This is a genomic window from Streptomyces atriruber (genome assembly GCF_001418325.1).
Lineage (GTDB): Bacteria > Actinomycetota > Actinomycetes > Streptomycetales > Streptomycetaceae > Streptomyces > Streptomyces atriruber.
The window spans coordinates 1-19,970 of sequence record NZ_LIPN01000110.1 but is presented as its reverse complement, the minus strand read 5'-3'; the positions used below and the strand labels follow the sequence as shown (position 1 = coordinate 19,970).

The window sequence follows — 19,970 nt, the reverse complement described above, 5'->3', positions numbered from 1 at the left end:
CGTTGCTACTTCTTCGCGGCCCGGCCCAGCTCGTCGTCGATCTGCTCGTACTTGTCGGCGGCGTTCGTGAGGTAGTCGCCCATGCCGTCCAGACCGTCGATGGTCTTCTTGGCGCCCTCGACGAACTCGTCGAAGTTCTCGTCGAACGCCTTCGAGGCGCTCTTGGTGACGAAGCCCGTCTCGACGAGGTTCTTGATGTACTTCTTCAGCCCGTCGAGCTTCTCGTTGAGCTTGTCCTTCTCCTTGACCACGTGCTTGGCCGCGTCACGCATGTCCTGATATGTGACATCAAGGTCCTTGGCCATGAGGCTCTCTCCCAATCAACTCGCCGCAGGGCCAACCCCCGTGGCTCCCGTAACGCGGATGGTGTGATCTTCCGCTCTTGCGCCAGCAGCTTACGGGTGGGGCGGATGGGATCACAGCCCGGTTCAGTCACAGCTCCGCTATGAGCGAGTGCGAACTGGTGCGAAGTGTTGCGTGCCGTTTCGCGATGAGCCCGCGCACAGGCCGTTGCCCGTGGGAAGGGGGGAGCGGATATCGTCAGGCGCATTGTTCAGCTCCGGGGAGGACGATCGTGCGCCTGACTCTGACCGTCGTCGATCCGTTCGGCGGGGGCACCGCCGACGTGGTTCTCGACGCCGATCCCGAGTCCACCGTGCAGGACATCGCGGTGGAACTGGCCCGGCAGGTCGGCCACAGCGGCGCGCAGGTCATCCCGATCGGGCACGGGCAGCAGGCGCCCGGCGGCGGCGCGCCGATGATCTACGTCGACGGGTACGCCGTCGACCCCTCCGCCACCGTCGTCACCTCGCCGCTGCGCGAGGGCGCCGTCGTCAGCCTCAACGATCCCGCGGGCTGTCTGCCGGGGGAGCCCTCCGGCCTCGTCGAGCTGCGCGTCGCGAGCGGGGCCGCCGCCGGTTCCGTGCACCGGCTCGGCATCGGGCGGTACGACATCGGCGGCGGGCCCGCCGCGTACATCCGCATCGACGATCCGGAGCTGCCCGACCGCGCCCTCACGTTGTCAGTTGCAACGGACGGCACCTGCCAAGCCACCCTGCACGGGGACGAAAAGGACAAGGAGGGCGTGACCCTCGACGGTGCGCCCTTCGGCGAGGAGAAGGACGAGGACGAGCCGCTCACGTCCACCCCGCCCGAGGGAGAGTCCAAGAAGGACAGGAAGGCGCGGGAGAAGAGGGAGAAGCAGGAACGGAAGGAGTGGAAGGAGCGGAAGGAAGCTCGGGCCAAGGCTCGGGCCGCCGGGTCGCGCAACACCGTCCCCTGGCCGCTCGGCGCGCAGATCGCCGTCGGCAACACCCTTCTCGAACTCGTCCGGTACACGCCGCCGAACGCCGCCCTCAAGTGGTCCGAGGACGGCGCCGGGCTCGACTACAACCGGCCCCCGCGGCTGCGTCCGCCCGAGCGGCAGACCAACTTCCGGCTGCCCAGCCCGCCCCGCGACTTCGAGGCGCGCCCGCTGCCCTGGCTGATGGCGCTGTTCCCGCTGGTCGGTGCCGTCGTCGCGGCGATGATCTTCAATCGCTGGTACTACCTGATCATGGCGGGACTGAGTCCCATCATGCTGTTCGGCAACTACTTCATGGACAAGAAGCACGGGCGCAAGTCCCATGCGAAGCAGGTCAAGGAGTACAAGGAGACCAAGGCTCGGATCGAGAAGGACGCGCAGGACGCCCTGGTGGCCGAGCGCCTCGACCGGCGCAACGCCGTGCCCGACCCCGCCAGCGTCCTCGCCCTGAGCACCGGGCCCCGTACGCGGCTGTGGGAGCGGCGGCGGACCGACGGCGACCATCTGCTGCTCCGGTTCGGCACCGGGCAGCTGCCCTCCGAGGTCGTCCTGGACGACCCGGAGAAGGACGAGCACCGGCGCCAGGTGACGTGGAAGATCGAGGACGCACCCGTCGCCCTGCCGCTGAAGGGGCTTGGCGTCATCGGCATCGCGGGGCCCGACGACTCCGCCACCGCGCTCGGGCGCTGGGCCGTGGCGCAGACCGCGACCCTGCACAGCCCGATGGACGTGCAGTTCTACGTGCTGACCGAGGCCACGTCGAAGGAGAGCTGGGACTGGGTGCGGTGGCTGCCGCACGCCCGGCCCTCGGGCGGACAGGACATCAACGTACTCATCGGGACGGACGCCGAGACCGTCGGCGCCCGCATCGGTGAGCTGACCCAGATCCTCGACGCGCGCGTGAAGGCCGCGGAGGACAACAAGAGCCAGGGCGCGAACTTCTCCGACCCGGACATCGTCGTCGTGTGGGACGGGTCGCGGCGGCTGCGGTCGCTGCCCGGCGTGGTGCGGCTGCTGCGCGAGGGTCCCGCGGTGCACATGTACGCACTCTGCCTCGACACCGAAGAACGGTTTCTGCCCGGCGAGTGCCAGGCCTTCGTCGTCGCCGAGCCCAAGCCGGTCCCCCACGCGTACGGGGGCGGACCGGTTCCGCAGGGCGTGCCGAACGCGCCCGCGCAGCCCCAGCACGCCCCCGGCGGCTTCCCGTCCTTCCAGGCCTGGCACACCGCCTCGCCCGACCCCCAGCAGTCCAGCGCACCGCGCGAGCTGCGGCTGCGGGTCGAGATGAGCGGCGCCGAGCGGCTCCGTGACGTACGGCCCGACTTCGTGACGCCCGCCTGGTGCCTGCGCCTGGCGCGGTCCGTGTCGCCGCTGCGCGACATCAGCGGCGAGACCGAGGACTCCGCGCTGCCCGGGTCCAGCCGGCTGCTCGACGTGCTGCAGCTGGAGCCGCCGACGTCCGGCGCGATCACCGCCAGGTGGCAGGCGGGCGGGCAGTCGACGATGGCCGTCATCGGTGAGTCGTACGACGGCCCGTTCGGCATCGACATGCGCAAGGACGGCCCGCACGGCCTGATCGCCGGTACCACCGGTTCCGGTAAGTCCGAGCTGCTGCAGACCATCGTGGCCGCGCTCGCCGTGGCCAATACGCCCGAGAACATGACGTTCGTCCTCGTCGACTACAAGGGTGGCTCGGCGTTCAAGGACTGTGTGAAGCTGCCGCACACCGTCGGCATGGTCACCGACCTCGACGCGCACCTCGTCGAGCGCGCCCTGGAGTCGCTCGGCGCCGAGCTGAAGCGGCGCGAGCACATCCTCGCCGACGCCGACGCCAAGGACATCGAGGACTACCAGGACCTGGTGCGGCGCGACCCGTCGCACGCGCCCGTGCCGCGGCTCCTCATCGTCATCGACGAGTTCGCCTCGATGGTGCGCGACCTGCCCGACTTCGTGACGGGGCTCGTGAACATCGCTCAGCGTGGTCGTTCGCTGGGCATTCATCTGCTGCTCGCCACGCAGCGGCCCTCCGGCGTCGTGTCGCCCGAGATCCGCGCCAACACCAACCTCCGCATCGCGCTGCGCGTCACCGACGGCGGCGAGTCCAGCGACGTCATCGACTCCCCCGAGGCCGGGCACATCTCCAAGAACACCCCGGGACGGGCGTACGTGCGTCTCGGGCACGCCTCCCTCGTGCCCTTCCAGTCGGGACGCGTCGGTGGCCGCCGCCCCGGCGCCGCCGACCCCGCGCTGCTCGCGCCCTGGGTCGACGCCCTGGACTGGGCGGCCCTCGGCCGCGCCGCGCTGGTGAAGCCGAAGGCCCAGGCCCGCGAGGAGGAGGAGATCACGGACCTGAAGGTCCTGGTCGACGAGATCATCGAGGCCAACCGGAGCCTCGGCATCCCCGCCCAGCACAGCCCCTGGCTGCCCGCGCTCGGCGAGACGCTGCTGCTCGACGAGATCCCGGCCCCGGCGCCCCGCACGGCCCCCGGCGCGCTCACGCCCGCCCCGTACGGCGTCGAGGACCTGCCCGCCGACCAGGCGCGCCGCCCCGTCGTCGTGGACTTCGCGCACTTCGGCCACCTGATGATCGGCGGCGCCCCGCGCTCCGGCCGCTCGCAGGTCCTGCGGACCATCGCGGGCTCCCTCGCCCGCACCCATTCCAGCGCCGACGTGCACCTCTACGGCATCGACTGCGGCAACGGCGCGCTCAACGCACTGACCCGCCTGCCGCACTGCGGCGCCGTCGTCGGCCGCAACCAGACCGAGCGCGTGGTGCGCCTCATCAACCGCCTCAAGGGCGAACTCACGCGCCGCCAGGACCTGCTGGCCGACAAGGGGTACGCGGACATCGGCGAGCAGCGGGCCGACGCCACCGAGGACGAGCGGCTGCCGCACCTGGTCGTGCTGCTCGACCGGTGGGAGGGCTGGCTGCCCACCCTCGGCGAGGTCGACCACGGTGCGCTGACCGACGAGATCACCACGATCATGCGCGAGGGCGCGAGCGTCGGCCTCCACATGGTGATGACGGGTGACCGACAGATCCTGGTGGGCCGCATCTCCTCCCTCACCGAGGACAAGTACGGCCTGCGCCTAGCCGACCGCTCCGACTTCTCGATGCTCGGCATCCCGGCCCGCAAGGTCCCCGAGGAGATCGCGCCGGGCCGCGCCTTCCGGAACGAGAGCGGCACGGAGACGCAGTTCGCGCTGCTCTCCGAGGACTCCACGGGTCAGGGGCAGGCCGCCGCGATCGCCGCGATCGGCGAGCAGGCCGCGGCCCGCGACGCCGATGTGCCGCGCCACCGCCGCCCGTTCCGCGTCGACACGCTGCCGAGCCGCATCTCCTTCGAGGAGGCGTGGGAGCTGCGCGACCCGGACGCCTCGCGCTCCAGGCTGTGGGCGCTGGTGGGCATCGGCGGCGACGAGGTCATGGGGCACGGCCCCGACCTGGCGGAGGGCGTGCCCGCCTTCGTCATCGCGGGCCCGGCCAAGTCGGGCCGCTCGACGGTCCTGTTGAACATGGCGCGTTCGTTCCGGACGCAGGGCGTACGTCTCGTCGTCGCCGCCCCGCGCCAGTCGCCGCTGCGCGCGCTCGAAGGCACCGAGGGCGTACTGAAGGTGTTCACCGAGGACGACATCGACGAGGACGAGTTCGAGGAGCTCATCGACGAGGCGGAGGCGTCCCCGGAGAACCCGGTCGTGGTCCTCATCGACGACGCCGAGATCCTTGAGGACGCCGACGCGGCGAGCCACTTCAAGCGGATCATCCAGCGCGGCGCCGACCAGGGCCTCGCCCTGGTCCTCGCCGGTGACGAGGAGGACGTCTGCAGCGGCTTCTCTGGCTGGCAGGTCGACGCGAAGAAGGGACGCCGCGGCATCCTGCTGTCGCCGCAGGATAGCTCCAGCGGCGACCTCATCGGGCTCAGGATCTCGCGCAGCATGGTCGGCGGCCCGGTGGCGCCGGGCAAGGGCATGCTGCACCTCGGCAACGGCGAGATCGCCACGGTGACGACTCCGTTGTAGTCGGCTGTGGTCGGATGAAGTCGGCTGTGGTGGGCGACCCGGCGGAAAGGAGGACGGCCGTGGGGAGTTCGGCGAGGAAGGTCCGGCGGCGCGCGGCGGGGCCCGCCCTGCGGTACGACCACGTGCCGGGGGCGCGGACCTCCGGCCGACCGGGAAAACGGGGCGGCAAGGGCGGGCGGGACGGCGAGGGCGAGCGGGGCGGCTGGCGCTTCGGCGCCCTGATGTTCCTCGCCGTCCTCGCCGTGGTCGTCCTCTTCGCCCTGGCGGACCTGGCCTGGGGCGAGACGCTGTGGGGCGAAATCGCCCCGGACTGGCCGGGCGGCGGCTACGGCTTCGCGATCACCATCGGATTCCTCGCCCCGCCCGCCGTCGCCGCGGTCATCGCGCCGTTGACGCGGGCGAACTGGAAGAAGGAGACGGCCCGTTCGATCGGCTGGGCGGCCGCCGCGCTCCCCGGCGCGGCACTGACGAGCCTGCTCCTGCTGCTCTGCTTCGGCGCCACCAGGCCCAAGCGGCGCCGCCGCGGCCCGGAGTGCTTCGCGCACGGCGAGCCCTGCTGGATCCACGAGCAGTACCCGTACCTGTGGCTGCCGGGCCTCGCGGCGGCCGTGCTCTGCGCGGTGGTGGGCGGCTGGCTCGTCCACCTGTACCTGAAGAGGCGCCGCGCGGCGCTCACCGCACCCGCGACAGCCGCGCCCTAGGGTCGCCCGCGTCGGGGTCGTCCGACGTGTAGACGAGGGTCCGGCCCGCCCCCTCCAGACGCAGACGGACGGTGTGGGACGTCTGCGCGCACTGGCCGCCGTTGCCCTCGGCGCCCTTGCCCACCGCGACGACCTCCTGCTTCGTGGCCGACTTGAGGGTCAGGACGTCCGTGCACGTGTTGCCGATCGGGTCGCGCTGCAGGACCGTGCCGAGCCGGTCCCCCGGCTTCGCCTGGCGCAGGGTGACGGTGAAGGTGCCGAGGGGGACCTTGCCGTTGGCCGCGTCGGCGTCGCCGCGCCACGCGCCGAGGTAGGCCTCGGGGACCCTGCCCCCGCCCGCGGAGTCGCCCGGGGCGCTGGGCGTGGCGGACGACGCCGGGGGCTCCGCGCCCTGGTCGCTCGCCGACTTCTCGTCCGGCAGCATGCCGAAGACGAACACCGAGCCGACGGTGACGGCGGCCAGCGCTCCGGCCACGGCGAGCGCGACGGTGCAACTCATCCTGCGGCCGCGCCCGTTCGGGCCCTCCGGCACGGAGGTCGCGGCCACGGAGACGGAGAACTTGCCGGGCGGCCGGGTGTCCGCCTGCGCCTCGGAGCGGGGTTCCGGCACCGCGGGGGCAGGGGGCGCCGCGGGGGCGGCCGGTGCCGCGTCGGCGTACGCGGGCGAGGACCCGTACGCGGGAGAGGACCCGTACGAAGGGTCGGGCGGCCCGAAGGACCCCTCCACGGAGGGGTTGTTGAACGCCACCGGCCCGGACGGCGCGTTCACCGACGCCGCGCCCGCACCCGCCGCGCCCGCCCCCGTGTCCAGGTCCAGCAGCCGCACCGCACTCCGGCTCACCCGCTCCACCACAGGACCCGGCAGCCAGCCCGCGGCCACCAGCGCCGCCGCGCCCTCCGGGGCGAGACGCCGGGCGAGTTCCCCGGGGGTGGGGCGCGCGGACGCCTCCTTGGCCAGACAGGCGGCGGCGAGGTCGCGCAACTCTCCGCTCAGTGCGCGGAGTTCGGGCTCCTCGTGGACGACCTTGTAGAGCAGGGCCGCCGACGAGTCACCGGGGAAGGGCGACTGCCCCGTCGCCCCGTACACCAGGACCGCCCCGAGCGAGAAGACGTCCGCCGCGCCCGTGACGCCCTTGCCGAGGATCTGCTCGGGCGACATGTAGCCGGGCGAGCCGATGGAGACGCCGGTGGAGGTGAGCGAGGCCGTGCCGTCGGTGGCCCGTGCGATGCCGAAGTCGATCAGGCGCGGTCCGTCGAGCGTGAGCAGGACGTTCGAGGGCTTCACGTCTCGGTGGACGAGCCCCAGCGCGTGCACGTGCGCCAGCGCCTCGGCGAGGCCCGCGCCGAGGACGCGTACGGAGTGCTCGGGCAGCGGCGCGCCGTCCCGCACCGCCTCGGTGAGCGAGGGCCCGGCCGCGTACCCCGTGGCGACCCACGGGACGGACGCCTCCGGGTCCGCGTCGAGGACGGGCGCCGTCCAGTCGCCGCCGACCCGCCGCGCCGCGTCGACCTCGCGGCGGAAGCGGGCCCGGAACTCCTCGTCGAGCGCGAAGTGCGGGTGCACGACCTTGACCGCGACGGTGCGGCCGCCCGCGCTGCGGCCCAGATAGACCCGGCCCATGCCGCCGGAGCCGAGCCGGCCGAGCAGCCGGTAGGGACCGATCACGGTGGGTTCGTCGGCTTCGAGCGGATGCATGACCTTGGCCTCCCCCAGGCACGGCGCCGGACACCTCGCGCGACTCAGCACTACGGATCAGCGTAGTGCGCGAGCCGTCGAGGGAACGTCCCTGCCCGCTTCCCCCTCTACATGTGAGTAATGACCGCTTTAGGGCTTTATAGGCCCTTTCGACTCCACCCCGAGGCCCCCATGAACCGTCGCCGCCCCTCCACCGCACTCGCCGCCACCGCCGCCGCCCTGACCTCGGCGCTGCTCCTGTCGGCCTGCTCCTCCGACAAAGGCGAACCGGTGAGCTTCGACGACCCGAAGGCTTCGCGCGCCACCGGGCAGGCGAAGGGTGCGGCGGCCGAGAAGACGCTCCTCCCCACCGGCCCCAAGTCGGCCTTCACCACCGAGAGCACGCTGGACGACGGCACGAAGATCGGCGTGACGACGCTGCGGGGGAAGAAGTCCGGATTCACCGGCAAGGTATGGGTCTGGGCGCCGAAGCAGTACTTCGACCCGAAGTACGCCGACAGCGGCTTCCCCGTACTGATAGCCCTGCCGGGCGGCAACGGCTATCCCAACAATTATTGGATGGGGACCGACCTCAAGCTGGAGAGCAGCATCGCCCGATGGTCGCGGGAAGGGAAGAGCCTGCCGTTCATCGTGGTGATGCCCGTACTCAATCCGGACGCAAAGAACTATTACGACGGCAGCGATATTCCGGGGCAACCCAAAATGGGCACGTGGATGACGGACGACGTCCCCGATTTCGTCCGGGCGAATTTCCGGACCTTCAAGTCCCGTGACGGCTGGGCCTTCATGGGCTCCTCGTCCGGCGGCTTCGTCGGCCTGAAGTCCGTCCTGAAGCATCCGGACAGGTTCCGCGCCGTGATCGCGAGCGGACCGGACACCGTCCCCGACTCCCCGCTCTGGGCGGGCCACGAGAAGGAGCGCCGGGCCAACGACCCGGAGCGGCTGGCCCGGCACCTCGCCGACCGCGGGGGCCCGGAGGTCGACCTCGCCTTCCAGATCGGCACCGAGGAATCGGGGCAGGCGAACCTGCGGAAGTTCATCGGGACGTACGGGAAGGGCCCCGTGAAGACGCGGCTCAACGTCATCCAGGGCGGCGGCCACAACGCGCGCACCTACGTCCCCGCCATGGCCGAGGGACCCATCCAGTGGATCAGCGGGCACATGCAGGCACCGATCCCGCACGCCTGACCCGCGAGGTCAGGACTCCAGGAGCGCCACCCGCACGTCCGCCGGGAAGCCCGTCGTCGGGCCGACCCGGCGGGCGAACTCGGTCACGCCCGCCAGCTGCGCGCCGCCGAAGCGGAAGTCGAGCGTCGTGAAGTACCGCTCCAGGACCCCGGCGTCGAAGGACTCCCAGCGTGCGGCCTGCTCCGCGACCTTGCCGACCTCCTCCAGGGAGAGGTCGCGGGAGGAGAGGAACGCCTTGTGCACCTCGCGCACGACCTCCGGCTCCCGCGCGGCGTAGTCGCGCCGCGCCGCCCAGACGGCGAAGACGAAGGGCAGGCCCGTCCACTCCTTCCACATCTCCCCGAGGTCGTAGACGTCCAGGCCGAGCCGCGGTCCGTCGATGAGGTTGGCGCGGAGCGCCGCGTCACCGATGAGGACGGCCGCGTCCGCCTCCTGCATCATCAGCCCCAGGTCGGGCGGGCACGAGTAGTAATCGGGCCGCACGCCGTACCGCTCGGCGAGCAGCAGCTGCGCGAGCCGCACAGACGTGCGGGAGGTCGAGCCGAGCGCCACCCGGGCGCCGTCGAGCCGGTCCAGCGGCACCTGCGAGACGATCACGCACGACATGACGGGCCCGTCGCAGCCGACCGCGAGGTCGGGGAAGGCGACGAGGTCGTCGGCGTTCTTCAGGAACTCGACGAGGGTGACGGGCGCGATGTCCAGCTCGCCCCTGACCAACTGCTCGCTGAGCTTCTCGGGGGTGTCCTTGGTCAGCTCGAAGTCGAGGAGGGTCCCGGTCCGCGCGAGCCCCCAGTACAGGGGCAGGCAGTTCAGGAACTGGATGTGACCGACGCGCGGCCGGGGAATGCGACGGGAGTCGTGCGGCTGTTCGGCGCCTGCCCCCGCGAAGGCGTTCAGGGGAGAATTGTCCACATCGGCGAGGCTAGCCCCCTTGCGGTACGGTGCGGGCGCCGGGGCGGGGACGCGCCCCGTCAACCCCACTGGGGGCCTCGTCAAACCTCCGGGTGACGTGATCTTGCCCCCTATTGCATTCCCCTGCCTGCGTGCTAAGCTCGCCGCAAGTTGCAGTTTGGTTTCCCTTGCAGTACAGAGCCTGCGGAGCATGTGACCCCGCGGGCTCTCGTCGTTTTCAGACTTATGCAGTTGTTTAAACAATCGCTGGTTCTGGAGCAGGGCAACCCTTTGGCCCAAGGAGGGCTTATGGCTACCGGAACCGTGAAGTGGTTCAACGCTGAAAAGGGCTTTGGCTTCATTGCCCAGGAAGGCGGCGGCCCGGACGTCTTCGTCCACTACTCCGCGATCAACGCGAACGGCTTCCGCTCCCTCGAGGAGAACCAGGCCGTTTCCTTCGACGTGACGCAGGGTCCGAAGGGCCCGCAGGCGGAGAACGTCACCCCGATGTAATCGGGCGCCCCACGCGAGTGGGGCGTGTGATTGCTCCGGTGACCAGATCCGGAGATTGAGAGCAGTACCCAAGGAGCCCTGCTCCTCCGTGCGAGCGGAGGAAGCGGGGCTCCTGCCTTTTCGGGGGTTGCGGCACAGGCCCTCGGGACGGCCCCTAGAGCGCCGCCCGCGCCCGGACCGCTGCCGCCGGGTCCCAGCCCTCGCCGGGGACCGACGCGAGCAGGAGCTTGGTGTACGGATCCTCGGGAGCGCTCAGGACCCCGTCGGTGGGCCCCTGCTCCACGACCCGCCCGCGGCGCATCACCAGGACCTCGTCCGTGACGTGCTGGACCACGGCCAGGTCGTGGCTGACGAAGACCAGGGCGACGCCCGTGTCCTGCCGGATCTCGTCGAGCAGCCGCAGGATCTGCGCCTGGATGGACACGTCCAGTGCGGCGACCGCCTCGTCCAGGACGAGGACCTGCGGATCCACGGCGAGCGACCGCGCGATGGCCAGGCGCTGGCGCTGGCCGCCGCTGAGTTCCCTGGGGCGGGCGGCCGCCTCCCGGGCGCCGAGGCCCACCCGGTCCAGGAGGGCCTCCGCCCGGCTCTCCTCCCTGCCGTGCAGGCGCAGGGCCGTCCGTACGCACTGGCCGGCCGTGAGGCGCGGGTCCAGGGAGATGTAGGGGTCCTGGAAGACCATCTGGATCTCGCGGGCGCGGGCCAGCCTCGCGGACCTCCCCCTCGGGGCGCGTGGGGTGCGCGGCTCGCCCGCGACGCGGATCGTGCCCTCGTCCGGGCGGACCAGGCCCACGAGCATGCGGGCCACCGTCGTCTTGCCCGAGCCGGACTCGCCGACGATCCCCAGGGCGCCGCCCCGGGGGACGGCGAAGCTCACGTCCGCCACCGCCCGGTGGCGGCCGCCGCCCGGCAGCGGATACGTCTTGGTGAGGCCGTCCGCCGACAGCAGGATTTCTGTGGTCATTCGTGGCTCGCCTTGTCGTTGTCGGTACCCGGCACCGGGGGTTGTGCCCACCCGTCCCGCCGTGCGGGACGGGTGCCCACAACGGAAACGGCACGGCAGGTCACCGAGCCGCCGTCGGCCAGCGCCCGTGGTTGCGGGAGCCATGTCTCGCACGCCTCCTCCGCCGCCCCGCACCGGGCCACGAACGGGCAGCCCGTGAACGTGTCCGTCAGGGACGGGGGGCGGCCCGGGATCGGGCGGAGGGGGCCGGACTCGCCCAGGGTCGGGGAGCAGGCGAGGAGGCCCTGCGTGTAGGGGTGCGCGGGGGATGCGAACAGGGCGTCGGCCGCGCGTTCCTCGACCACCCGGCCCGCATACATCACGTACACGCGGTCGCAGTACGCCGCCGCCAGGTGCAGGTCGTGGGTGATGAGGAGCAGGCCCAGGTCGCGGGTGGCGCGCAGGGTGCGCAGCAGGGCGAGGATCTCCGCCTGCGTGGTCACGTCCAGGGCGCTGGTCGCCTCGTCGGCCAGGAGCAGCCGCGGTTCGGCGGCGAGGGCGCCCGCGATGACGACGCGCTGCAGCATGCCGCCGGAGAGTTCGTGCGGCCGCTGGCGCAGGCGCTGTGCGGGGGACGTCAGGCCCACCGCTGCCAGGAGCTCGGCCGCGCGGGCCCGGCTCGCGCCCCGTTCGGTGAGGAAGTCACCGATGCGGCGCACGGGGTTGAGAGCGGCCCGCGGGTCCTGGTGGACCATGGCGACGGGGCCCGACCGGTGGGCGCGGAGCCGCTCGCCGGTGAGGTCGAGGACGTCCGTGTCCGCGAAGCGGACCGAGCCGGATGCGGACGCGCCGGGCGGGAGCAGTCCGATGGCCGCCTTCGCCGTCGTCGACTTACCGGAGCCCGACTCGCCGACCAGGCCGACGACTTCGCCGGGCGCGACGCGGAGGGACACCGAGTCGAGGACCGGGCGCGCGGCCCCGGGGAGACGGACGGTGAGGTCCCTGATGTCGAGGAGCGTCATGGCTCACTGGCTCCCTAGCCGGTCGGCGGCCCAGACCCCGACCACGTTGAAGGACACGACGACGAGCGCGATGGCGGTGCCCGGCACCATGGCGGGCAGCAGCGCGCCCTGGACGACGGCGGCCTGCCCCTCCTGCACCATCAAGCCCCAGTCTGAGGACGGCGGCTGGGCTCCGAAGCCCAGGTAGGAGAGGGTCGCCAGGGACATCAGCGCCTCGCCGAAGAGGACCACGAGGTAGCCGAGGACGGCGCGGGCCAGGTTCGGGACGACGTGGGCGGTGCAGATGCGGGCGCCGCCCATGCCGAGGACCCGGTAGGCGTCGACATACGGCTTGCGGGCCTCCGAAAGGGCCAGGGAGCGCGTGTACTTGGCGATGGTGGGGGTGAAGGCGAGGCCGAGGGCGAGGACAGACGTCGTCATGCCCGCGCCGAAGACCGCGATGATCAGGACGGTGAACAGCAGGCCGGGGAAGGCGTACATCACGTCGGTCAGGCGGGAGACCAGGGCGTCCACCCAGCCGCCGCGCCAGGCGGCCAGGACGCCGAGGAAGACGCCGAGCACGGATGCCACGGCGAGCAGCAGGACCGGCGCGATCAGGCTCGTCCGGGCCCCGTACAGGGCGCGCGAGAGCAGGTCCTGGCCGGAGGAGTCGGTGCCGAGCAGGTGTTCGCCGCCGGTGCCGACCAGGGAGGCGGAGAGGTCGATGGCGTCGGGGGCGTAGGGGGCCAGCAGCGGCGCGAGGACCGCGGCCAGGACCACCAGGGCGAGGAAGGCTCCGGCGACCGTGACGGCGACGGGGCGCCGGGGGCGTACGGGCAGCGACGGGGCGAGGGCGGGCGTCGTCACGACGTGGCTCCCTTCACTCGGGGGTCCAGGAGCGGATGCGCCAGGTCCACCAGCGTGGTGACCACGATGTAGCCGGTGACCATGAGGAGGAGGACGGCCTGGGCGACGGGGAAGTCGTGGGTGTTGATGGCGCCGACGAGGAGCGAGCCGATGCCGCTGAGGCCGAAGGCGGTCTCGACCACGACCGTGCCCGCGAGCATGCCCGCCATGACGAGGCCGCACATGGTGACGATGGGGCCCAGCGCGTTGCGCAGGACGTGGCGCCGGATGATCTCCCGCTCCGGGACGCCGGAGGCGCGGGCCGCCTCGACGTGGTCGGCGGCGGCCGCGTCGGCCATGGCCTGCCGGGTCACCCGGCTGATGATCGCGAGGGCGCCGAGCGCGAGCGACAGGGCGGGCAGGGTGAGGTGGTGCAGGGTGCCGGTGAACCCCTCGCCGCTGCCGGTGACGGGGAACCAGCCGAGCTGCACGCCGAAGAGCGAGACGAGGGCGATGGCGGCGACGAAGGACGGCACGGAGGCGGCGAGCGTGGTGCCGCCGACGACGGCCGAGTCGACCCACGTGGAGCGCTTCACGGCGGCGAGGACGCCCGCGCCGACACCGAGGACGACGAACAGCACGGTGGCGTACGCGACGAGTTGGAGCGTGGTCGGGAAGCGGGCCGCGACGAGGTCGGAGACCTGGTCGCTGTATTTGAAGGACCGGCCGAGGTCGAGGTGGACGCAGTCCCACAGCCAGCGTCCGTACTGGACGACGAGGGGCTCGTCCAGGTGGTACTGGGCGCGGACGGTGGCGAGCCGCTCCGGGGTGAGCTTGTCGCGGCCGCCGGCGAGGAACACGGCGGGGTCGCCGGGCGCCGCGTACACGGCGGCGAAGATGACGAACGACGCGGCGAAGAGGGTGGCGAACAGCCCCGCGAGGCGGCGGATCAGCCGGGGGACGAAGGAGGTCATGCCGCTCGCCTAGCCCTTCTTCGGGCCGAGTTCGGCGGCCCACGGGTAGTAGAGGTAGGACTGCGAGGCGGGCGGGCCCGTCATGCGGTCGTTCAGGACGAGCGCGGTCGGCACCTGGGCGAGCGGGATCCACACGGCGGCGTCGACGAACCGGCGCTGCACGTCGACGGCGAGCTTCGCGCGCCGGGTGTCGTCGAGGGTGCCGAGGGCGCGGCGCACGAGTTCGTCGTACGTGGCGTCCTTGAAGCCGACCCAGTTGTTGGGGGAGTCGGAGAGGCCGTTGTCGTAGAAGCCCATGGGGTCGGCCTTGGAGATGTACCAGTCCCCCACCAGGACGTCGATGTCGGCGCGGGCCTGCGGGTCGCTGTAGAACTCCTCGAACTGGGCGGTCGGCACGGTCTTGATCTGTCCCTTGAGACCGATCCGCTGGAGGGCGGCGCGCACGGCGTTGGCGACGACGATGCGGCCCTGGGTGCTGTCGGTGCCGATGACGATGGGGTCGGTGGGGGCGCCCGCGGACCTCACCAGGCGCTTGGCCTCGGCGAGGTCGTCGGCGGTGGGCGAGGCGGGAGCGGACGCGGCCAGCTTCCGCTGGGCGGCGGCGAACCGGGGCTTCTCGTAGCCCCACGCGCCGGAGCCGACGGGGGTGGCCCAGGGCTGGACGAGGCCGCCGTAGCCGGACCTGGCGATGCCGGTGCGGTCGATGGCGAGGGAGAGGGCGCGGCGGATCTGCGGGTCCTCGAGTCCGCCGCGTCCGGTCGGGATGAGGGCGAGCGAGGCGGTGGAGGGGCCGTAGTGCTGGTCGAGGCCCTTGGCGCCGCGCAGGGCGGCGGCGGTGTTGGGGGATTCGGCGTACGTCCCGTCGGCGGCGCCCGTCTTCAGCGCGTTCACCAGGGCGCTGTCGGAGGCCCAGCGGAAGGTGACCCGGCGGGTGCGCGGCTTCTTGCCCCAGTACCCTTCGTACGCCTCGATGGTGAGGGAGTCGCCGGACTTCCACTTCGTCAGCTCGTACGGTCCCGAGCAGGCGTCGTCCTGGCCGGGGGTGCCGAACTCCTTGCCCGCGGCGGTGACTTGCCTCTTGTTCCAGACGATGCCCGCGTCGCCTGCGAGGGCCTTGGTGAAGAGGGCGTCGGGGGCCTTGAAGCGGATGGTGATCTCGTGGTCGCCGGTCTTCTTCATGGAGCGGACGTTGCCGAACTCGTCGGCCTGTTCCATGTCGGGGTCCGCGTGGCGCCGAAGGCTCCACAGCACGTCGTCGGCGGTGAGCTCCGAGCCGTCGTGGAAGGTGACGCCGGTGCGGACGGTCAGGACCAGGGTCCTGTCGTCGGGGGTGCGGGCCTTGGTGGCGAGGTGCGGCTCGATGCTCATGTCGGGCCGGAGCCGGTAGAGGCGCTCGCAGACGTTGGTGAGGACGACGCGTCCTGCGCTGGAGCCCTGGGTGTCGAGGTCGAGGGAGTCGGGCTCGTCCTCCAGGAGCCAGTCGGCCTTGTCCTGCGTCCCCTTGGCGGCGGGTGTCGTGGCGGACAGCTTCAGCTCGGCGGCGTCGGCGGGGGCGCCGCCGGTCGTGGCCAGGTCGGCGCCGCTGCAGGAGGCGGTGGCGAGCAGGGCGGTGGCGGCGAGGCCCGCCGCGGCCGCGCGCGCGGTTCTCGACGTGCTCATGAGTGGTCTCCGTACGGGCCGTCGTAGAGGTTCCAGGGCATGTGCTGGTAGTCGCGGTCGCACGGGGTGCCCGCGGTCACGTGGTAGTCGCCGCTGGTCAGGTCCGCGCAGGAGGAGACGAGCGTGGTCCAGTGCTTGACGGCGGGATCGCGCGGGTCGGGGTGGGTGCACAGCGACTCGGGCAGTCCCAGGTGGTCGGACATCGCCTGCTTGATCAGCTTCAGGGACTCCTCCGGGCCGGTGGAGGCGCGCAGGGCGCGCAGTCCCTGTTCGGCGCGGGGGACGCGGACCAGGGAGTCGGACGAGAGGGGGCGGTAGTCGGCGGCGAGGGCGGCGGGGACGCCTGCCTGGTAGTGGTTGCCGTGGACGAGGAGACCGTCGGTGGCGTACATCCAGCCGTGTCCGGCGGGTGTGGTCTCCAGGTCGATCGCGAAGCCTTCGCGGCAGGTCAGCAGGGCGTTGCTGGCGATGTGGGCGCGGGTGCGGCAGAGCACGTCGAGGGCGTCGGTGATGGTGGCCCGGTCCAGGACGCTGCGGCGCACGACGGTCTGCGGCAGGCCGACCTGCTCGTCGAAGCGGCCGCCGAGGCCGTTGGCGTTGAGCGCGATACCGGCGGAGTTGGCGCCCTGGCGGCCGATCTGGCCCGCCTCGACCTGCATGATCAGGGTGGGTTTCGGGGGCTGTACGACGCGGAGCATGACGACGGTGTCGGCGACGCCCGCGCGCCAGTCCCAGTTCTGGCCCGCGTAGACATGGCCGTCGCCGCTGGCCTCTCCGTAGGCGGCGAAGGAGGTGCAGCCTTCGGCGGGCTCCTCGGCGGATGCCATGTCGGCGAACGACTTGTCGTAGATGACCTCCCCGCGGGCGTTCAGGGCGAGCACGTCGAGCAGGCTCGCCCCGGCTCCGTCGGCGATGCCCTGCATCTCGTCGACGTAGTGGGGGGCGTGGGCGCGGACGGGCTCCAGCCAGCGGGCGGCCCGTGCGGTGACGCGGTCCCAGGTCAGCCCGGCGGACTGGCCGAACGCCTCCTCGTAGTAGCCGAGCGCGGCGCGGAGCTGGGGGCGGACGGCCTCGCCGTACTGACGGCCGCGTTCGACGGGCGTACCGGAGATCTCGATCACGGGGAGCGTGCGGGGTGCCATGGTTCTCCTAGCGACGGAGAGCCTGTAACGTCTATTACAAGAAACTCTCCACTTGGAATGCGTTGCCCAGGAGAGTAACCGCCGTCACACGAGAGTCAATAGCCGTAATGGAAATTTCAGAGGGTGCGGAGCGCGGCGTCCGGCGGCTCCGGTCCGCCGTGCGTGACCAGTGGGAAGCCCTGTCCGCCTCGGAGCGCGCGGTCGCGCAGTACCTGGCGAGCGCGCCGCCCCAGTCCCTGGTCTTCGCCAGCGCGCAGGAGCTAGGCACGGCGAGCGGCACCAGCAACGCCACGGTCGTGCGCGCCCTGCAGCGCCTCGGGTACGCGGGACTGCCCGCGCTCAAAAGGGAGTTGGCGTCGGACTTCACCTCCGCGGTGGCGCCCGAGGTCCGCCTGAAGCAGCGCATCGACCACGTCGGCCGGGACCTCGGCGACATCTGGGACGAGGTGTTCGACGAGGCGCAGGAGCGCATCGAGCACGCCCGCAGGCTCACCCCCGACGACGCCCTGCGCACCGCGGTGGAGGCGCTCGCGGAGGCCGCCGAGATCCACTGCTACGGCGTCGCCGCGTCCGAACTCGCCGCCCGGCACCTGGCGCTGGCGCTCGGCAGGATCGGCCGGCGTGCCCGGCACGTGGGCGCGACCGGGTTCGCGCTCGCCGACCATCTGCTCGGCATCCGGCAGGGCGACGCGGTGGTGATCTTCCAGCCGGGGCGGGCGCTCGCGGAGATCTCGGTCCTCGTCGACCGGGCGCGGGCCGTGGGGGCGCGGGTCGTCCTGGTGACGGACGAGCTGGCCGAGCTGTACGGGGGGCGGGTCGACGCGGTGCTGACCGCCCCGCACACACCGACCGGGATCACCACGGAGGCGCTTACGGCGCTGGTCGTCGCCGATGCGGTTCTGCTGGCGCTGACCACGGTGGACGAGGCGCGGGCCGTTGACACGTCGCATCAACTCACCGCCTTGCGAGATCAGTTGCTGACCCCTCGGCCCCGGAAGGGTTGAGCCGGTCCCTTTTTCGTCCGCGGGACGGTGGGGGCCGGTCGCGCAGTTCCCCGCGCCCCTTGCGACGTGCCCCCCGACACCAGGGCCCCGCTACACGTGCTGCATCACCAGGACGAACGTCGTGGAGGGCTCCAGGGCCTCGTACGCGTGGGGGACGTCGCCCCGGTAGGACATGTAATCACCTGCCGCGAGTTCCACCGGCTCCGCTCTCGGGCCCGCCAGGAGGCGGCCGGTGCTGATGATGATGTGTTCCACCGAGCCGGGGATGTGCGGGTCCGATTCGCGGGCCGGACCCGGCTCCATCGCGCCGTGATAGATGTCCCGGCGGACGCCCGTCGGGCCGCCGGAGAGCAGCGTGCCCACGTACGACGAGTTCTCGGCCCGCATCGAGGGGCCCTCGCCCGCGCGGATCACGGTCACGGCGGGGGCGGGCGACTCCACGAGCACGCTGAACGGGACGCCGAGCGCGACGGCCAGCGCCCAGAGCGTCTCGATGCCGGGGTTGCCGGTGGCCGCCTCCAGCTGGGACAGCGTGGACTTCGCGATGCCCGCGCGTTTGGCCAGCTCGGAGAGGGAGAGCCCGGCTTTCGTGCGCTCACGGCGCAGGGCCGCGGCCACCCACTCGCGCGGCATCCGGGACGCGTCGGTCATCAGTGCTTCTCCTAGCCCTCTTCCCCGTTCGTTCGATACAGGGGACCAATCGTTCGGCTTGACGAACGCGATCCTCCCCGCCCATCCTACGACGCATGCGTTCGCCACACCGAACAGACGATCCGTCCTGCCGAACGGACGAGGGGTCCACCGGCCTCGTCCGCCTCTCCGACCTGCCGCCCGGCGTCCTGCGCGACATCGCGCTCGTCTGGCTCGCCGACGCCGTCGTCGGCATCTCCTTCGGCGCGATCGCCGTCGGGGGCGGGCTTCCCGTGTGGGTGCCGGTGCTCATGTCGCTGCTCGTGTACGCGGGCTCCGCCCAGTTCAGCGCCGTCGGCATCCTCACCGCGGGCGGCGGCCCCGTGGCGGCCGCGGCGACCGGGCTGCTGCTCAACTCCCGCACGGCGGCATTCAGCCTGGCCCTCGCCGACGACCTCGGCCGGTCCTGGACCGCGCGGCTGATCGGCGCGCACCTCGTCACCGACGAGACCGCCGCGTTCGTCCTCGCCCAGCGGGGCCCCGAGCAGCGCAAGGCGGCCTTCTGGATATCCGGCACCGGCCTGTTCGTCGCGTGGAACCTCAGCGTGCTCGCGGGCGCCCTCGCCGGATCCGCGCTTGGCGACACCGACCGGTTCGGCCTCGACGCCGCGTTCCCCGCGGTACTGCTCGCCCTGGTGCTGCCCGCCCTGCGCGCCGACAGCGCGGCCCGCCGGGCCTCGGCGGCCGGTGCCGTCATCGCGGTCGTCGCGGCGCCGCTGCTGCCCGCCGGGGTGCCGGTGCTCCTCGCCCTCCTCGGCCTGCTCGCGGCACGCCGCGGACCCCGCCGCCCCCGCCCCGCCTCGTCGAGGAGCGCCTCGTGAACGCCACACTCGCCTGCATCCTCGCCCTGGCCGCGGGAACGTACGCCTTCCGTCTTGCCGGGCCCGCCCTGCACGGCCGCGTCGAACTCCCCGCCCGCGTCCAGGAGCTGCTGACCGTGGGCGCCACCGTCCTGCTCGTCGCGCTGCTCGCCACCGGGGCGCTCACCGAGGGGCAGGGCTTCGCGGGCTGGGCGCGGCCCGCCGGGGTGCTGGCCGGTGGGGTGCTCGCCTGGCGCAGGGCGCCGTTCGCCGTGGTCGTGGTGGGCGCGGCGGCGACCACGGCGCTGCTGCGGCTCGCCGGGGTGCGGTAGCGACGCCTTCTACCGAGCCTTGGCGTACAGCTCCTCCACCGTCTGCGCGTACCGCTCCGTCACCGCCTTCCTGCGCACCTTCAGGCTCGGCGTGAGCAGGCCGCCCTCCACCGTGAAGTCCTCGTCGAGCACCGTGAAGTCACGGATGCGCGCGGGCCGTGAGACGGCGGCGTTGGCGGCGTCCACCGCCTCCTGGACCAGGGCGCGGACGCGCGGGTCGCGGGAGGCGGGGCCGGTCAGCGTCACTCCCTCCCGCGCCGCCCACCC

17 protein-coding genes and 1 pseudogene are annotated in these 19,970 nt (G+C 72.3%); 7 read left to right on the top strand and 11 right to left on the bottom strand.

The window, feature by feature from the left end:
* Positions 1-5: 5 nt before the first annotated feature.
* Positions 6-305, bottom strand: coding sequence for a WXG100 family type VII secretion target (locus tag AOK03_RS13085; protein ID WP_063792492.1), 300 nt, complete (start codon positions 303-305; stop codon positions 6-8).
* A 269-nt stretch (positions 306-574) separates the two neighbouring features.
* Here AOK03_RS13085 and AOK03_RS13080 point away from each other — a divergent pair, with 269 nt between their 5' ends.
* On the top strand, positions 575-5,323 hold the full coding sequence (locus AOK03_RS13080) for an FtsK/SpoIIIE domain-containing protein (protein WP_055565395.1): 4,749 nt from the start codon (positions 575-577) through the stop codon (positions 5,321-5,323).
* 59 nt (positions 5,324-5,382) lie between these two features.
* Positions 5,383-6,024, top strand: coding sequence for a hypothetical protein (locus AOK03_RS13075; protein WP_055565394.1), 642 nt, complete (start codon positions 5,383-5,385; stop codon positions 6,022-6,024).
* On the opposite strand, the gene AOK03_RS13070 is transcribed toward AOK03_RS13075, so the two are convergent.
* The gene (locus AOK03_RS13070) at positions 5,996-7,720 is read right to left on the bottom strand and encodes a serine/threonine-protein kinase (RefSeq protein WP_055565393.1); all 1,725 of its coding nucleotides are present in this window, start codon (positions 7,718-7,720) and stop codon (positions 5,996-5,998) included. The two genes, AOK03_RS13075 and AOK03_RS13070, sit on opposite strands and share 29 nt — an antisense overlap.
* Before the next feature lie 171 nt (positions 7,721-7,891).
* Between AOK03_RS13070 and AOK03_RS13065 the strand changes: the two genes are divergently transcribed.
* Positions 7,892-8,908, top strand: coding sequence for an alpha/beta hydrolase (locus AOK03_RS13065; RefSeq protein ID WP_055565392.1), 1,017 nt, complete (start codon positions 7,892-7,894; stop codon positions 8,906-8,908).
* 9 nt (positions 8,909-8,917) lie between these two features.
* On the opposite strand, the gene AOK03_RS13060 is transcribed toward AOK03_RS13065, so the two are convergent.
* Positions 8,918-9,754 carry a menaquinone biosynthetic enzyme MqnA/MqnD family protein gene (locus tag AOK03_RS13060; protein ID WP_107097988.1) on the bottom strand — a complete coding sequence of 279 codons (837 nt, stop codon included), beginning with the start codon at positions 9,752-9,754 and terminating at the stop codon, positions 8,918-8,920.
* 354 nt (positions 9,755-10,108) lie between these two features.
* On the opposite strand from AOK03_RS13060, the gene AOK03_RS13055 reads away from it, so the two are divergent.
* Complete coding sequence (locus tag AOK03_RS13055) at positions 10,109-10,312, top strand: cold-shock protein (protein WP_006138897.1); 204 nt, start codon at positions 10,109-10,111, stop codon at positions 10,310-10,312.
* A 154-nt stretch (positions 10,313-10,466) separates the two neighbouring features.
* Here the strand turns inward: AOK03_RS13055 and AOK03_RS13050 are convergent, their stop codons facing one another.
* Genes AOK03_RS13050 through AOK03_RS13025 form a run of 6 tightly spaced genes read right to left on the bottom strand, consistent with a single transcriptional unit; the run spans position 10,467 to position 16,877 of the window.
* Complete coding sequence (locus AOK03_RS13050) at positions 10,467-11,276, bottom strand: ABC transporter ATP-binding protein (protein WP_055565391.1); 810 nt, start codon at positions 11,274-11,276, stop codon at positions 10,467-10,469.
* A complete protein-coding gene (locus AOK03_RS13045) occupies positions 11,273-12,277 on the bottom strand; it encodes an ABC transporter ATP-binding protein (protein ID WP_079074688.1) in 1,005 nt (334 codons plus the stop codon). The genes AOK03_RS13050 and AOK03_RS13045 overlap by 4 nt, the downstream gene beginning before the upstream one ends.
* 3 nt (positions 12,278-12,280) lie before the next feature.
* Positions 12,281-13,123, bottom strand: coding sequence for an ABC transporter permease (locus tag AOK03_RS13040; protein WP_055565390.1), 843 nt, complete (start codon positions 13,121-13,123; stop codon positions 12,281-12,283).
* Positions 13,120-14,076: an ABC transporter permease gene (locus AOK03_RS13035; RefSeq protein WP_055565389.1), complete on the bottom strand. Its 957-nt coding sequence runs from the start codon at positions 14,074-14,076 to the stop codon at positions 13,120-13,122. Before AOK03_RS13035 ends, AOK03_RS13040 begins: the two co-directional genes overlap by 4 nt.
* A 9-nt stretch (positions 14,077-14,085) precedes the next feature.
* Positions 14,086-15,735 (bottom strand): ABC transporter substrate-binding protein, encoded by a 1,650-nt coding sequence (locus AOK03_RS13030; protein WP_055565388.1) that lies wholly within the window; start codon positions 15,733-15,735, stop codon positions 14,086-14,088.
* A complete protein-coding gene (locus AOK03_RS13025) occupies positions 15,732-16,877 on the bottom strand; it encodes a C45 family autoproteolytic acyltransferase/hydrolase (protein WP_055565387.1) in 1,146 nt (381 codons plus the stop codon). The genes AOK03_RS13030 and AOK03_RS13025 overlap by 4 nt, the downstream gene beginning before the upstream one ends.
* Positions 16,878-16,984: 107 nt before the next feature.
* Between AOK03_RS13025 and AOK03_RS13020 the strand changes: the two genes are divergently transcribed.
* Positions 16,985-17,881, top strand: a complete 897-nt coding sequence (locus AOK03_RS13020) for a MurR/RpiR family transcriptional regulator (protein WP_055565386.1) — start codon at positions 16,985-16,987, stop codon at positions 17,879-17,881.
* A 90-nt stretch (positions 17,882-17,971) separates the two neighbouring features.
* On the opposite strand, the gene AOK03_RS13015 is transcribed toward AOK03_RS13020, so the two are convergent.
* Positions 17,972-18,532 (bottom strand): helix-turn-helix domain-containing protein, encoded by a 561-nt coding sequence (locus AOK03_RS13015; RefSeq protein WP_055565385.1) that lies wholly within the window; start codon positions 18,530-18,532, stop codon positions 17,972-17,974.
* 95 nt (positions 18,533-18,627) lie between these two features.
* Between AOK03_RS13015 and AOK03_RS13010 the strand changes: the two genes are divergently transcribed.
* Together AOK03_RS13010 and AOK03_RS13005 are read left to right on the top strand one after the other, a co-directional pair.
* Positions 18,628-19,392, top strand: a complete 765-nt coding sequence (locus AOK03_RS13010) for an AzlC family ABC transporter permease (protein WP_079074687.1) — start codon at positions 18,628-18,630, stop codon at positions 19,390-19,392.
* A complete protein-coding gene (locus AOK03_RS13005; protein ID WP_055565384.1) occupies positions 19,389-19,703 on the top strand; it encodes an AzlD domain-containing protein in 315 nt (104 codons plus the stop codon). The genes AOK03_RS13010 and AOK03_RS13005 overlap by 4 nt, the downstream gene beginning before the upstream one ends.
* A 9-nt stretch (positions 19,704-19,712) precedes the next feature.
* Here AOK03_RS13005 and AOK03_RS13000 read toward each other — a convergent pair.
* Positions 19,713-19,970 (bottom strand): annotated as a pseudogene (locus AOK03_RS13000) (AMP-dependent synthetase/ligase); the annotation flags it as partial.